We start from the raw sequence: 14,876 nt of genomic DNA on the forward strand, positions 1-14,876 counted from the left end.
GGCCTCTCGACCGAGCATGTTGACGCGGTGGCCCGTCCGATGCCGGACGGCTGGCTACTCCCCAGATGACGGGCGCGCGTTAGACGGCTTTGCCGCGTCTGGCAAGGCTTGCGGTGTTTCGTCGGCCGCGGCGGCCGCTTTGTCTGCCTCGGCGATATCGGCGTCCATCTGCTTCGCCCGCGCCTCGACCTCCTTCGCGGCCTTGTCATAGCGCTCGTCGAAGCTCGGCTCGTCATGGCACGCCGCCAGCAGGAGCATTGGCAGAAGGACGAGCCCCCGCATCAATAATCCTTCCGGTAGCGGATGCTGACGTTCGTCTGCCCCGAGCCGCCTGCCTGGCTGAGCAGCGACAGCGCGCGCGTCAGGCTGATCTCGAGCTGCGTCGCGGTATAGCCGCGCGCGTCGGTGATCACCTCCAGATAGATATCCTTGGTGATGTACTGCCCAGCGGCAAGCGCGGTCCCGCGTCCCGTCACATCGTCGGGGCCGAGCACGCGCAACCGGTCAATTCCCGCCGCCGATTGCAGCGCGCCGAGCGGGCTGAGCCCCCCGCCCCCGCTGCTCAGCGCATTGAGCGATGCCGCGAGCTGCACCGCCTGCAGCGGCGACAGCGACGTTATCGAATCGCCGAACAGGATGCGCGAAACGATCTCGTCCTGCGGCAGACCCGGCACGCTGGAAAAGGCGACCTGCGGATTGCTCGCGCGGCCGGTGACCGCGACGGTCACGGTCACATTGTCGAAGGTGTCGCTCGCGAGCAGGCGCAGCGCGGGGTCGAAGGCGTCACCGGTCGGGAAGGTCACGCGCCCTTCCTCCAGCTCGAACGAGCGCCCTGCGAAATCGAGCGTCCCGCGCACCAGTTCGATCTCGCCGTTGACGCGCGGCGCGACCGTCGTGCCGCCGAGCTGGACGTCGGCCTGCCATTCGGATTCGAGCCCCATGCCCTTGACATAGATCTGGTCCTTGGCGCGCATCCGGATATCGAGCCGGATCAGGTCGAACAGGCTGCCGCCGACCGCTGCGAGCCCGTCGCCGCTGATCCGCCGGCGCCCGGTCGGCAGCTTCCGCCGCACGCCGGTCAGCACCGGCACGCTCGCCGCGCCTTCGCGGACGATCCGGTAGCGCGTCTCGGGAAGGCGCAGATCGCCCGAGAGCAGCGCGGCCTGCCCCGCGACCTTTTCGAGACGCAGCGTCCCGTTTGCGCGCGCGGCGATATTCTCGCTCTTCGCGAGCCGTGCATTGTCGAGCGTCGCGCTGATATCCATCGGGTAACCGTCGGCCTGCGACAGGCTGACATATCCTTTCGCCTGCACCGTCCCTTCGCCTGCCTTCGCGGTCAATTGCTCGATTTCCAGCCGGTTGCCGGTGAACCGGCCGTTGACGACCATGTCGGTCAGGCGCGTGCCATAGGTCTGGTTTTCATAGACCATCCCGTTGCCGCGCACGACGCCCTGCAAGCAGGGATCGCTGAGCTGGCAGCTGAAATCGGCGGCGACCGCGACCGGCCCCGATACGCCCTGGTTGGCCGGGCCGGCGAATGAATAGAGCGTATCGGCAGGGCCATTGTAGCGCAGCCCGCCGCTCAGCGGCGCGGCGCGCAGCCGGGTCAACCAGTCGCCGGCGCCGGGTCCGAGTGGACGCAGCGACGCCTGCAAGCGGCCGATCACGCTGCCGCGCTTGCGCACGACCGCGCGCGCTTCGCCGCCGTCGCTCAGCAGCTTGCCCGCGAAATTGATATCGACCGGCTGGCTGACCGAGGCGGCGGTTGTGCGTGTGAAGCCGGTGACGGTCAGCCGCGCATCGGCGCGCGGGAACGCGTCGGTGTGCGCCTGTTCGAAATCGATGCTCCCCGTCGCGCGGCCGCCGAGCCCGAGACCGGGATAGATGGCGTTGACGATCGCCATATTCGCGCGGTCGAGACGGCTCTGGATCATGATCCCCTCACCGAAGCGGCCGGCGATGCGCGCGCTGCTGCCGCGTTCGAGCGCGACCGTCGTCGGCAGAAGTTCGTAATAGTCGCGATGCGGAACGATGCGCGCGGGCGAGGTGGTGCGAAAATCGACGCCCGTCGCGCGGCCGACGACCGACGCGCGCCACAATTCAGGCTGGAGATCGGCGTTGGCGGCGATGCGGAACGGCACCCCGCTCTCGCCCTCGACCAGCGCCTGCGCCTGCCCGCGCCCGTCGCGGTAATCGATCTTCACGCGCCCGACCGCGATGTCATATTGGCGGATCTGCGTGTCGGCGAGCCGGATGTCGGCGACGATATGCGGCTTGTCGTAGAGGACGATATCGGCGTCGACGACCGCCGAACCGACCGCGAGATTTGCGGCACCCGGCAGGACGACGTCGTTCGCGCGAACATTGACGGCGGCCGCCTGATATCGCCCCTGCCCGCTCAGCCGGACAAGGCCGCCAAGCCCCTGTCCCGACGCGTCGAGCCGCCCGACGAACGGCCCCGCCGCGCTCTTTTCCAGCCGCCCGCTGAATCCGATGCCCGACAGATCGCCGCGTTCGATATCGATCGCCAGCGGTCCCGCCGCCGTGAGCAGCACGACGTCCGCCGACAGTGGACCATAGTCGGTCTCCCCCGTCGCGGCGAGGCGATATCCGTTCGGCGCGCCGGTGATCCGCGCGACCAGCTTCGCGAGCCCGATGCCCAGACCCGGCCGGTCCGCGGTCACGACCGCTCGCGGATCGCTGACTGTCCCGGCGAGCTGGACCCCGACCGGTCCATAGTCGGTCGAATGCGCCCGCGCCGCGAGCTGGATCCGGCCACCCGGCGCATAGGTCCCCTGCCCGCCCGTCACGCGGAGCTTCGGCGCCGAAAGCCGCAAATTGGCGAAGCGAACGATCCCGTCGGTGCCATAGCGGACGTCACCCGACGCAGTCGCATTGCCACCGACGAAATCGCGTACTCCGGAATTGAAGAGCTTGGTCGAACGCGCCCGGACGCGGCCGGCAATCTCGAACCCGCCGCGCGGCGCGGTCTTGAGGTCGGCGTCGGTGTCGATGTCGAAGAGGCCGACGCTCTCGATCCGATAGTCGTTCACCCGCCCGTCGATCGCGCCGGTGTAGAACCCCTTGTTCAGATCGGCGATGACGATCGCTTTCGCGTCGATGCGCGGCGAGCGCAGGCGCAGATTGTCGCTGAGGATACGGCCGTCCTTGTAGGCAAGGTCGCCGTCCAGCCGCACCTGCACCAGCGTGCCGCCCGCCACCGTGTCGAGCCCGCGGATGCGCGCCGCGCGCCCCGCCACGGGCACGAAAATCTGGTCGGCATCGACGCGCGCCTTGCCGGCAAGGCTCAGCGTTTCGACGACGATGTCGTTGAACGCGAGACTGTTGGCATTCGCCTGATACGCCACCGTCGGCAGCGCGAAGGCGCCGTCAAGCGCAGCGGTCGCGCGTAGCCCGGTGCCACGCACCGATTTCGCGAGCGCATCGGGGCGCAGGATATTGAGCGCGAGCCGCAGATCCTCGTACCGGTTGTCACCCAGATCGACGCCCCCGCTGACGCCGAGCCGGAAAGCATTCGAAGACAGCCGTCCGTCGATGTCGGCCTTTCGTTTATCGAGCCGCGCGGTCAGGTCGACCGCGGTCTCGGGGCCCAGCAGTGCCGCGGTCTGCCCGGCGAACAGCCGCGACGCCTGTGTCACGCCTTTCATCGCCACCGTCCCGTCGCGCGCCGAGAGCGCGAGGTTGGCGAGCGGCCCGGCGCCGAGATTGGCGGTCAGCGCACCGTCCCAGCGCTTCCAGTCGCCGCGCCCGTCGAGCTTCGCGGTCAGCGTCTCCTTGAACCCGCCCATCGCCGCGAGCACGCCGCCCGCCGGAGCATGGAGGTCGAGTGTCATCGCCAGCCGGTTCTTGTCGGGCACGGCATCGAGAACGAGCGCGAGCTTGTCGCCCTTTGCCGTCCGGCCGATGGTCTCTGCGTTCGCCGTCACCTGCGCGCGGCGATCGGCGATTGCGATCTTGCCATCGAGCGTCGCGACCTGCCGCTCGCCGGTGATCGCCGGCTCGAACACGAGCCGGTCGACGCGCACCTTCCGCACGTCGATATCGATGTCGGGCAGCAGTGGCTCGCCGGTGTCGGGGACCGGCTTGAACGCGGGCAATCGCTCGACCACCAGCGTCTGTGCGGTCGCCGAGCGGAGGTCGATATGATTCTTCAGATATTTGAACGGCCGCCAGTCGATCCGCACTTCGGGCGAGCGGAGGAATATGCCCTTGGGATCGCCGAGGGTGAAGTCGCGGATGACCATCTCGCCGAACAGCGATCCGTCGAGCCGGCCGATGCCGATCTTCATCCCGTTCTCGAACCGATATTTCTCGACCTGGTTCGCGACGAAACGCCGCCCCGCATCGCTGTTCAGCCCGGCGAGGAACAGGCCGACAAGCGCAACCAGCCCGAGCAATGTCAGGCCAATCCATTTGGCGATCCACAGCGGCCAGGACAGGGTCGCCGTCTTGGGCGCCGACTCCTCGACCGCGATGATCGCCTCGTCGCCCATCAGAACGCCTGCCCGATCGAGACATAGACGGTGATCCGCGCTTCACCCGGACGCCGGTTGATCGGCGTTGCGAGGTCGAGCCGCATCGGCCCGAAATTGGTATAGAAGCGCCCGCCGATCCCGGCGCCGAAGCGCAGGTTCGAAAAATCGGGGGTGGAGCCACGATAGACCTGCCCGGCGTCGAGGAAGCCGACGACGCCCCAATTGCCGAAGCGATAGCGCGCCTCGACCGCCGCCTCGTTCAGGCTGCGCCCGCCGATCGGATCGTCGTTGGGATCCTTGGGACCAAGCTGCAGATAGCCATAGCCGCGCACCGACCCGCCGCCGCCGGCATAGAAACGGCGCGAAGGCGCCAGCCGCTCGCGCGCCGCGCCGATGATCGACGCGACACGAACGCGGCCAGCCAGGACTATGCTGCCGGTCACCGGATAATAGGCGCTGCCATCGATTTGCGTTCGCGCATAAGGCGAGAAGCGCCCGGCGAGCGAGCCTTCGGGCTGGACGAGCGCGGTCAGGCGAAACCCCTTCGTGGGATCGAGCAGGCTGTTGCTGCGGTCTATGCCGACCTGCCCGCTGACCCCGAAGATCGTGTAGAAATCATTGTCGCGCACGCCGCGGGTAAAATCATAATCGTCCTCGCGCGTCGCGATCAGTTCGGCGCCGAGGGCATAGGTCAGCTTCTTCTGCCAGATCGGTGTCGAGTCATAGCTCATGCGCGCCGCAACGCGCCCGGTGATTGCGTTGAACGCGTTATAACGGCTGCGCGTCGCTTCGGTGATCAGTTCGAAGGTCCGGTCGCGCCTGCCCGCGTTCGAGCGCCGCAACGTGACGCCGACGCCCTGCTCCTTGGTCCCGAGCAGCCCGCGCGCGATCAGCGCGCCCTCGGGCGGGAACAGGTTGCGATGCGTCCAGCTTCCCTCCAGCCGGATACCCTCGCCCGTCCCATAGCCCGCTGTCGCGGAAATGGTGCGCGGCGGCCCCTTCTCCTGCGTGACCAGCATCGTCACATATTCGGTGCCGTCGCCCGCGCTTTCGCCGGTCGGCTCCGGTTCGACCGAAACCGCCGCGAACAGGCCGGTTGCGACGAGCGCCTGCCGCAAATCGTCGGCCATCCGGCTGTCGTAGAGGTCGCCGCGTTTGAAGCGCGCCAGCACCCCGACATGGTCGGCATCGAAGGCAAGCTTGCCCGTCGTCTTGATCCCGCCGAAGCGACCGCGTGCGCCGACATCGACCGGCAGCGTGTAAAGCCCCTGCCCGGTGTCGCCGTCGAGCAGGATGTCGCGCTGTCCGACCTTCGCGAACGGATAGCCTTCCTGCGGAAGCTTGAGCGCGATCGCCGCCTCTGCGCCCTGCACGCGCTGCGCGACGATCGGCTCGCCGATCGCGAGCGGGAAATTATCCTCGATCAGCTTCGGCGGGATGGTGGGCTGGGCATCGATGACGATATCCGAGAAGCTGTAGCGAACCCCCGGTTTGACGTCGACGATCGCGGTGATCGGCTGGATCCGCGCCTTCGCCACTGCATCGGGGTCGTTCCGGTCGGGCCGGTCGCCGCGGTCGATCCGCGTCTCGACGACGGCGTCATAATAGCCTTCCGACGCCAGGATGCGCGACATCAGTTCGGCGTCGGCGGACAGCCGCGCGCGCAGCATCGCGATATTGTCGGCCTTTCCGTCGCCGTCGTAGAGAGCGGACAGGTCGCCGAACAGGTCGGCAAGGTCGGCGTCGGTGCTGTCATCGGGCGCCTCGAGCCCGGTGACCTTCACCGCATAGGCGATGCTGCGGCTTTCAATAGTGTCTTCGGGCTCGGCAAATTCGACCGGGGTGACGTCGAAACTGTCGAGCGGCGGCAGAGGCGCCGCCAGTTCGGCGTCGCTGATCGCGGCATCACCGATCGCCTCGACGCCGTCTCCGTCGGCAAGCGCGGGCACCGGGGTGCCATCGACCTTCGGCGCGTCGCCTTCGTCCGCAGCCGCCTTATCCGTGCCCTCGCGCGCTTTCGCGGCTTCGGCTTGCCGCCGTTCGAACTCGGCGATCGATTCGAGCGGCCTGTCGAGTTCGGGATCGTCCTCGGCGCTGATCGGCGGGATCGACGCCTTGAACTCCTCGTCCGAAATGATCGGCGCGACCTCCGGCAGCGCGACATCGGCGGGCGGCGGGGTCGGTGCTGCAATGTCGGGAACCGAAGGTTTGTCCTCAACCTTTTCCGCCGCAGGCTGCGCCGCTGCGGTCGTTTCCGCCTGCTGCGCATTCGCCGCATTCGCCGCGGCGACGCAAAGAAGCGGCGCCGACAGGATCAGGAGCCGCCGGGCCGCCACGGTCGAAGATGCGCCATATTCGCGAGGGTTTTCAATCTGTGGCATCTGTTCCCGGCCGATGCCGACTTTTGGCTTGCGTGATGTGGCTGCGCAACCCAATTCTCCCCTTCTGCACAGCCAACGCTCCGCTTATGGGACAGTTCCGGCGAAGCCTATCGCTTCACCGCAAATTGCGACGGGATTTCAGGAGTCTGCGCCAAAGAGGTCGCGGCTATAGACCTTGTCCTCCACATCGGCGAGGTCGCTCGTCACGCGGTTGGCGATGATCACGTCGGCCTCGGCCTTGAAGGCGTCGAGGTCGCGGATGACGCGCGAGTTGAACAGCCGGTCCTCCTCGATCAACGGCTCATAGACGATGACCTCGATCCCCTTCGCCTTGACCCGCTTCATCACGCCCAGGATGCTGCTTGCCCGAAAATTGTCCGACCCGGCCTTCATCGCGAGGCGGTGAATGCCGACGACGCGCGGTTGCCGCTTGATGATTTCCGATGCGATGAAATCCTTGCGCGTCGTGTTCGACGACACGATCGCCGCGATCAGATTTTGCGGCACGTCCTTGTAGTTCGCCAGCATCTGTTTCGTGTCCTTGGGCAGGCAATAGCCGCCATAGCCGAAGGACGGGTTGTTGTAGAAGCTGCCGATACGCGGGTCGAGGCACACGCCCTCGATCACCTGCCGCGAATCGACGCCGTGGGTCGCGGCATAGGTGTCGAGTTCGTTGAAGAAGGCGACGCGCATCGCAAGATAGGTGTTGGCGAAGAGCTTGATCGCCTCGGCCTCCGTATTGCCGGTCTGGAGGAGCGGCGTCGCGGGTTCGAGCGAGGCGTCGAGCAGCAGCCGGGCGAATGCTCCCGCGCGCGGATGCGTGTCGCCGACGATGATCCGCGACGGATGGAGATTGTCGTACAGCGCGCGACCTTCGCGCAGGAATTCTGGCGAAAAGACGATCGCATCGCTGCCGAGTTCGGCGCGCATCCGGTCCGTGAAACCGACCGGAATCGTCGACTTGATCACGATCAACGCCTGCGGCGCGAATTTCAGCGCGTCGGCGATCACCGCCTCGACCGTGCTGGTGTTGAAATAATTGGTGTCGGGATCATAGTCGGTGGGGGTCGCGACAAGGACGAAATTGGCGCCCGCATAAGCCTCTTCGCGATCGGTCGTCGCCACCAGGTCGAGCGGCCGGGTCGCCAGATACGCCTCGATCTCGGGGTCGGCGATCGGCGAGGTCTTTGCATTGATCATCGCGACCTTGCGCGCATCAATGTCGAGCGCGACGACGCGGTTGCGCTGCGCCAGCAGCACGGCGTTGGAAATTCCGACATATCCCGTGCCGACGACGGTGATCTTCACTGGTGCTGCTGGCAAGGGTTCGTCCTCTGGATGGTGCCGCGGGTTCCTAGCAAGCGCGGCGCGGCGGCTCAACCGGCGCGGCTCTCAGGTGCCGCAAAAGGTCTTGTAGGGGCCGAACTCGGCCGGTGCCGGCGCCTCGAACAGCGACCATTCGGGACGGCGCGCATAGGGATGGCGGACCACTTCCAGCAATTCGGACCATGGCGCAAGATCGCCCGCCTCCGCCGCGCCGAGCGCCGCCTCGACCAGATGATTGCGCGGAATATAGAGCGGGTTTTCGCGGTCCATCGCGTCGGCGCGGTCGAGCGGGCTGCCGCCGCCCTCGATCCGTTCCCACCATTCGGCGATCCACGGCGCCATCGCGTCGGGGGCCGGAAGAAGTCCCTCCAGCGCCGTACCCTCGCCGCGCAGCAGCATCGCGAGAGCGCGGAAGAAGGAGGTGAAATCGACCCTATGCTCCTCCAGCCGGTCGAACAGCGCGTCGATCAGCGCGCCATCGTCGACGGCGATGCCCTCCAGCCCCAGCTTCGCGCGCATCCGCGCGTGCCATTCGGCGCGAAAGCGCTCGGGGATCGCGTCGACCAGCTGTTTCGCGCGTTCGACACCGTCGGGGTCGACCGCGTGGATCGCGGGCAGCAGCGCCTCGGCGAAGCGTGCCATGTTCCAGTGCATGATCTGGGGTTGGCGGCCATAGGCATAGCGGCCGTTCGCGTCGATCGAGCTGAACACGGTGTTGACCGAGAAGCGGTCCATAAAGGCGCAGGGCCCATAGTCGATCGTCTCGCCGCTGATCGCGACATTGTCGGTGTTCATCACCCCGTGGATGAAGCCGACGCCCAGCCAGCGCGCGACCAGATTGCATTGCAAGCCGATCACCCGGTCGAGCAGCGCAAGGTGGGGGTTCGGCGCCTCGGCCAGGTCGGCAAAATGCCGCCGGATGCTGTATTCCGAAAGCTGCACGACATGGTCGACGCCGAAGTGCGCGGCAAAGAACTGGAAGGTGCCGACGCGAATATGGCTGCTCGCGACGCGCGTCAGCACCGCGCCCGGATGCGCCTGCTCGCGCTGCACGCGGTCGCCGGTTGCCACCGCGGCGAGCGAGCGCGTGGTCGGAATCCCCATCGCGGCCATCGCCTCCGATATCAGGAATTCGCGCAGCACCGGCCCGATCGCGGCCTTGCCGTCGCCGTTGCGCGAAAAGGGCGTCGGCCCCGACCCCTTGAGCTGGATATCGAAGCGCGCGCCGTCGGGCGCGACCAGCTCACCGAGCAACAGCGCGCGCCCGTCGCCGAGTTGCGGCGAGAAATGGCCGAATTGGTGCCCGGCATAAGCGAGCGCGAGCGGGTTGGCGCCGCCGGGCATCTCCTCGCCCGAGAAGAGCCGCGCGAGTTGATCGTCGCTCGCGTCGGCAACGTCGATACCGAGCCGGTCGGCGAGCGGCCGATTGAAGACCAGCAGCCGCGGCGCCGATGGCTTCGCGGCTTCGGCGGGGGCGTAGAAGCCCTCCATGGAATCGTGAAAACTATTGTCGAACGCAATATCCATGGCGTCTTGTCGAGCGTTGACGTCCGGAATGCAAGTGGCCGGGCGGCACCTCTTGCAGCCCGGCCAGCCCGTGTATCAGCCGTCGATATCGAGGCCGAGCGCGAGACGTCCCGCCAGCTCGAGCTGCGCCGGCTCCTGCAACGGATGGAAGCGCGCGCCCTGGATGTCGCGGAAGGCACGCTCGATCGGCGACTTGCGATAGAAGGCGCCGCCGCCTCCCACTTCGAGCGCCAGCTCGACGGTGCGGATCGCGGCGCGGCCCGCGACGGTCCGACCGGTCATCACGCGGCTCGTCGTCTCGGGACCCGGCTGCGCGGTCGCGGCGGTGGCTATCATCGCGGCAAGCGCGGTCTCGGCGGTCCAGACCGCGTTCTGCATCTCGCCGGTCAGCGCGACCAATCCCGCATTTGCCGGCTTCTTCCGCGCCGCCTCCAGCGCCGCGTCGTATGCGCCCTCGGCAACGCCGAGATAGGCCGAATAGATCAGCGGAAAGGCGATCATGCTGATGATGTGGAACAGCGGATGCCATTTGCCCTGCGGGCGGCGGCCCGACACCGCCGCGTCGGCGACGAACACCGCCTTCAGCTCGACATCGTGCGATCCGGTGCCGCGCATCCCCATCGTGTCCCAGGTGTCGAGGATCGTCACGCCTTCGGCCGAAAAGGGCACCGCGAAATGCAGCACCGTCGCGCCCGCGTCCGGATCGTCATAGACCGCGCTCGTCATCAGCAGGCTGCCCGCCTGGCACCCGCTCGAAAAGACCTTGCGCGCGTCGATCCGGAAGCCGCCCTCGACCTTGGTCGCGGTCCCCGCCCCCTGCAGCCAGTCCGACCCGCCGCTCGACACGAGCACCAGATTCTCTGCCGCAACGCCCCGCAGCAGGCCGTCGGTCGGCGCCTGCATATGCTGCCAGCGCCACGCCGCGACCGCGACCTGATGACAGTGCATCGAAAAGGCGAGCGCGGTCGATCCGCACCCCCGGCCGATCCGCCGCACCACGCCGCACAGCGTCGCATGGTCCATCCCGTCGCCGCCAAGCTCGACGGGCACCGCCGCCCCGATCAGGCCGGCTTCGCGGAGCAGGTCGTAATTCTCGGCGACAAAACTGCCCTCGCGATCGTGCGCGGCCGCGGTCTCCCCGATCTTCGCGGCGATCCGGTCCGCGATGCCATACCAATATTCCGGGGTCTTTTCTTCGGTCGCTACCAACATGTTCATCTCCATGAATGTCCCTTGATGGCGACGGGCAATGACGGCTCGCGGCGATCGGAGATAGTTCAGGAACTGAATCGGCCCCGGTACAGAAACTGAACTCGCGCCGACCGCGACTCCTGCGATATGATGCGCGCAAGAGGAGCATAGCATGGCGAATGCCAGTTACGGTCAATTCTGTCCGGTCGCGATGGCGGCCGAGATATTGTGCACGCGCTGGACGATCGTGCTGGTCCGCGAACTTGCCGCAGGTTCCACGCGTTTCAACGACTTGCGCCGCGGCGTCCCGCGCATGTCGCCCGCGCTGCTGTCGCAGCGGCTGAAGGATCTGGAGGCGGCGGGGATCGTCCGCCGCACGCCGGTGCACGGGGAATCGGGTGTATTCGACTATCGCCTGACCCGCGCCGGACAGGAGCTCGCGCCGGTGGTCGAGGCGTTCGGCATCTGGGGCAAGCGCTGGATCGACGGCGACCTCTCGCTCGAGAAGCTCGACGTGCAGCTGCTGATGTGGGACATGCGCCGCGGGCTCGTTCTCGATCCGATGCCCGACCGCAAGACGATCGTGCAGTTCCGCTACACCGACCTTCCCGCCGACCGCAGGTCGTGGTGGCTGGTTGTGGAGCCTGGCGCCGAAACCCAGCTCTGCTCGGTCGATCCCGGCCACGACGTCGACCTTTATGCCGCGACCGACCTGCGCACGATGACCGCAATCTGGATGGGTTACGACCGGGTCGCCGATGCGATCGACGATCGCCGCCTGATCCTGACCGGCGAAGACACGCTTGCCGGCAGTATCGAATCCTGGCTCGGCCTCAGCCCCTTCGCCAAGACAAAGCCGGTGATGCCCGCCGCATAATTGCAATTCATGGGCGCCAATCGTTCGAGAACGATGCCGTGGCGCGAACCAAGCAATATAGGCGATTGCAAACTATATTCATGATTAAATAGAAATTTATCTCCTATTTCGCCCGAATATTGCGTCGGTCGCATTTTTCATTGGCTTGTATTCCAATCGTCACCCCCGATACTCTCCTTCCGCTTCAAGGAGAAAATCATGACGGAAGACGACGTTATTCGCTTGATCGCCATTCACAATGGCGACCCGGACGCCCATGACGTAATCCCGCCCCCGGTCCACATCACTTTGGCTTATGACGCCTTCGAACGCGCAGACGGCGCGCTGGGCTCGCCATGGACCAGCGTATCGGGTCTGACGCTCGCGGTGATCGACGATGCCGCGATGGTATCGCCCAACGGCACCGCCGCCGGGGCTTTTCAGCCTTCGGCGCGGACGGGTACCACGATCATCACCGCCTCGATGCTCGTCGGCAATGCCGACTGCTGGCTTTACGGCTGGTTTGCATCGGGCGTCGGGTGCGTTGCGGTGCAGCGCGGCTCGGACCGGTTTCGCATCTGGACGATCAACGGCGTGACGCTGAGCATGGTCGCCGAACATCCGATCTTCTTCAAGGGGCTGCCCGAACGGGTCTCGCTGCGGCTCGACTCCGACAATCTTCGCGCGACGCTCATCGCCGATTCGGAACAGTTGCTCGATGTCGCGCTTCCCGACCAGGCCTATGGCAATTCGGTTGGCGCCCGCATCGGAGGAACCGCAAGCATCATCGACTTCGCAGCTGTTCGGGAGATTCAGCCATGACCATCACTCATGCCGGTCTTGCACCGTCGCGGGCGGGCGAACATTTCCTGCCGCTCGATCCGACCCACCCGCGCGTTGCCGCCCACCGGCCGCTCGCGCTCGATATCCTCGCCGACTATGGCAATCCGACCAGCGGCGCCGACCGCGTCAAGGCGATCGTTGACTGGGTCGCCCGTACGGCGATTCATGGCCATAGCGCGCTGCGTGCCGGAATGAGCCCGACCGACAATGTCGCGACCTTGCCGCTCGGCTCCGATTGGGACGACGTCACCGCGCATCTCACCGAGACGCAGCAGAATATCGACAATGCCTATTGGGCCACCTTCGGCCATGACGCCGCCGCGATGCTCGACGTGCTGCTCGGCACGCTCCAACCCAACGGAACGCGCCTCAATGACGGCGCCATGGAGCATGTGTCGGGCTCGCTCTATCGCTACAAGTCGATCTCCGACATCCGCAGCGTCTGGTGCAGTTGGCAGCACGACATGTGCACGCTGCTGCTGGCGACACTCGGCTATCCGTCGATGCTTTCCAGCATCATCGGGCACGATCCGATGCGCGTCCAATATGGCGATCGCGGCGAATGGGGCTATTTCTGCGCGACCTATAACGAAAGCTACGAGCTGGTCGGCGGATCGGCGCCGCTCGACCTGCTCGACCTCCGCGACCTGGGGCCCGCCGCGGTGGTATCGGCCAAGCATGGCGGCCCCGGCTGGGATCCCATGCCCTATATCACAGCAAGCTATCTCGGCGACAATCCGGGCGGGTGGCCCGAACTGGCGGTCGTGCTCGACAGCCGGATCGTACCGCTCGGCGCCGCCGACCGGCGCAAGCGCGCGGTGGAGAGCCCGACGCTCGACGCATCGGGCCTGTTCGCGGGCACGCCGCGCTGCTCGGAACGCGTCGCGCGCCCCTATCTGGGCGCCTACCTCCGCGGACTCCCCATCGCAGGGCGCTTCCGGGTGGAAAGCAACTGGCCGGGCTCGACCGGACTCGTCCGCCGGGACGGCAGCGACTGGGTCGCGTCGTCGCCGTTCGGCTTCGTCGGGCCTGACGCCGTCGAGATCGCGCCGGTCGATGCCAACGGGCAGCGCGGCCCGGCAATCCTTGTCGAACCGTAAACCCGTTTCGCGACAGGCGTGATTGCGGGGGGCGAGGGTTAACCTCATCTTTGCCGCATTGCGCGAATAGACGGCCGCGTGCACTGGTACGCGGCCGTTATCGCGTGGGCGCGAACGACCGATGGAGGATGACCGATGAAACTCTTCGTGACCGGCGGCGCCGGCTATATCGGCAGCCATGCGCTGGTCGAGTTTCTCTCGGCGGGTCACGACGTGTGCGTGTACGACAATTTCTGCAACAGTTCGCCGGATGCGCTCGATGAAGTGCGACGCCTGGCGGGCCGCGACCTGCAACTGGTCGAGGGGGACCTTCTCGACGCCGCGCGGCTGACGGAATCGCTTCGCGACTATGCACCCGATGCGGTCGTTCATTTCGCGGGACTGAAGGCGGTGGGCGAGTCGAGCGCCAAGCCCCTGCTCTATTATCGCAACAATGTCTGCGGATCGGTGAACCTGCTCGACGCCATGAACGCGGCCGGATGCCTCCGGATCGTCTTTTCTTCGTCGGCAACCGTTTACGGCGAAGCCCTATATCTTCCCTTCGACGAGAAGCACCCGATCGCACCGGCCAACCCCTATGGGCGGACCAAGGCGATGATCGAGGATATCCTGCGCGACTGGGCGCTCGCGACGCCGGGCGCATCGGCAATATTGCTTCGCTATTTCAACCCGGTCGGCGCACATGAATCGGGCCGGATCGGCGAAGACCCGCGCGGCGTTCCCAACAATCTGATGCCTTTCATCGCCCAGGTTGCCGTCGGGAGGCGCGACGCGCTGGCCATCTTCGGCGACGACTATGACACGCGCGACGGAACCGGCGAGCGCGACTATATCCATGTCGTCGACCTCGCCGCCGCCCATCTGGCGGCCCTCCACTATGGCGCGACCGCTCCCGGATGCGAAGCCTTCAACATCGGCACCGGTCACGGCATCACCGTCAAGGAGCTGGTCGCCGCCTATGAACGCGCGTGCGGCCACCCGCTGGCCGTCAAGATCGTCGCCCGGCGTCCGGGGGACGTCGCCGCGAGCTATGCCGCGACGCGCAAGGCCGAAGAGCTGATGGGCTGGCACGCAAGGCTTGGTATCGACGACATGTGCGCATCGTCGTGGCGCTGGCAATCGCAGAACCCGGACGGGTTTGCGGGCGGCGACTGAC

Annotated in this window: 10 protein-coding genes; 4 read left to right on the top strand and 6 right to left on the bottom strand. The window is 66.5% G+C overall.

Annotation, left to right across the window (positions count from 1 at the left end; translation table 11 throughout):
• Window positions 1-54: 54 nt before the first annotated feature.
• From J1N50_RS09300 to J1N50_RS09325, 6 genes are all read right to left on the bottom strand, one after another.
• Window positions 55-282, bottom strand: a complete 228-nt coding sequence (locus J1N50_RS09300) for a hypothetical protein (RefSeq protein WP_215353241.1) — start codon at window positions 280-282, stop codon at window positions 55-57.
• Window positions 282-4,514 (bottom strand): translocation/assembly module TamB domain-containing protein, encoded by a 4,233-nt coding sequence (locus tag J1N50_RS09305; RefSeq protein WP_215353242.1) that lies wholly within the window; start codon window positions 4,512-4,514, stop codon window positions 282-284. The genes J1N50_RS09300 and J1N50_RS09305 overlap by 1 nt, the downstream gene beginning before the upstream one ends.
• Window positions 4,514-6,877, bottom strand: a complete 2,364-nt coding sequence (locus tag J1N50_RS09310; RefSeq protein ID WP_215353243.1) for an autotransporter assembly complex protein TamA — start codon at window positions 6,875-6,877, stop codon at window positions 4,514-4,516. Before J1N50_RS09310 ends, J1N50_RS09305 begins: the two co-directional genes overlap by 1 nt.
• Window positions 6,878-7,015: 138 nt before the next feature.
• Window positions 7,016-8,185, bottom strand: a complete 1,170-nt coding sequence (locus J1N50_RS09315; RefSeq protein ID WP_215353297.1) for a nucleotide sugar dehydrogenase — start codon at window positions 8,183-8,185, stop codon at window positions 7,016-7,018.
• Between the two features lie 84 nt (window positions 8,186-8,269).
• Window positions 8,270-9,730, bottom strand: a complete 1,461-nt coding sequence (locus J1N50_RS09320) for a protein adenylyltransferase SelO (protein ID WP_215353245.1) — start codon at window positions 9,728-9,730, stop codon at window positions 8,270-8,272.
• A gap of 75 nt (window positions 9,731-9,805) precedes the next feature.
• A complete protein-coding gene (locus J1N50_RS09325) occupies window positions 9,806-10,942 on the bottom strand; it encodes an acyl-CoA dehydrogenase family protein (RefSeq protein WP_215353248.1) in 1,137 nt (378 codons plus the stop codon).
• A gap of 151 nt (window positions 10,943-11,093) precedes the next feature.
• Between J1N50_RS09325 and J1N50_RS09330 the strand changes: the two genes are divergently transcribed.
• The 4 genes from J1N50_RS09330 (at window position 11,094) to galE (ending at window position 14,875) form a co-directional block, all read left to right on the top strand.
• Window positions 11,094-11,798 carry a winged helix-turn-helix transcriptional regulator gene (locus tag J1N50_RS09330; RefSeq protein ID WP_215353250.1) on the top strand — a complete coding sequence of 235 codons (705 nt, stop codon included), beginning with the start codon at window positions 11,094-11,096 and terminating at the stop codon, window positions 11,796-11,798.
• Window positions 11,799-11,996: 198 nt separating this feature from the next.
• Complete coding sequence (locus tag J1N50_RS09335) at window positions 11,997-12,599, top strand: hypothetical protein (RefSeq protein WP_215353252.1); 603 nt, start codon at window positions 11,997-11,999, stop codon at window positions 12,597-12,599.
• Entirely contained in the window at window positions 12,596-13,720 is a 1,125-nt protein-coding gene (locus tag J1N50_RS09340; RefSeq protein ID WP_215353254.1) for a hypothetical protein, read from the top strand. Before J1N50_RS09335 ends, J1N50_RS09340 begins: the two co-directional genes overlap by 4 nt.
• A 135-nt stretch (window positions 13,721-13,855) precedes the next feature.
• Window positions 13,856-14,875, top strand: a complete 1,020-nt coding sequence (gene galE / locus J1N50_RS09345; RefSeq protein WP_215353256.1) for a UDP-glucose 4-epimerase GalE — start codon at window positions 13,856-13,858, stop codon at window positions 14,873-14,875.
• Window position 14,876: the final 1 nt, after the last annotated feature.

The organism is Sphingopyxis soli (assembly GCF_018682675.1).
Classification (GTDB): Bacteria; Pseudomonadota; Alphaproteobacteria; order Sphingomonadales; family Sphingomonadaceae; genus Sphingopyxis; species Sphingopyxis soli.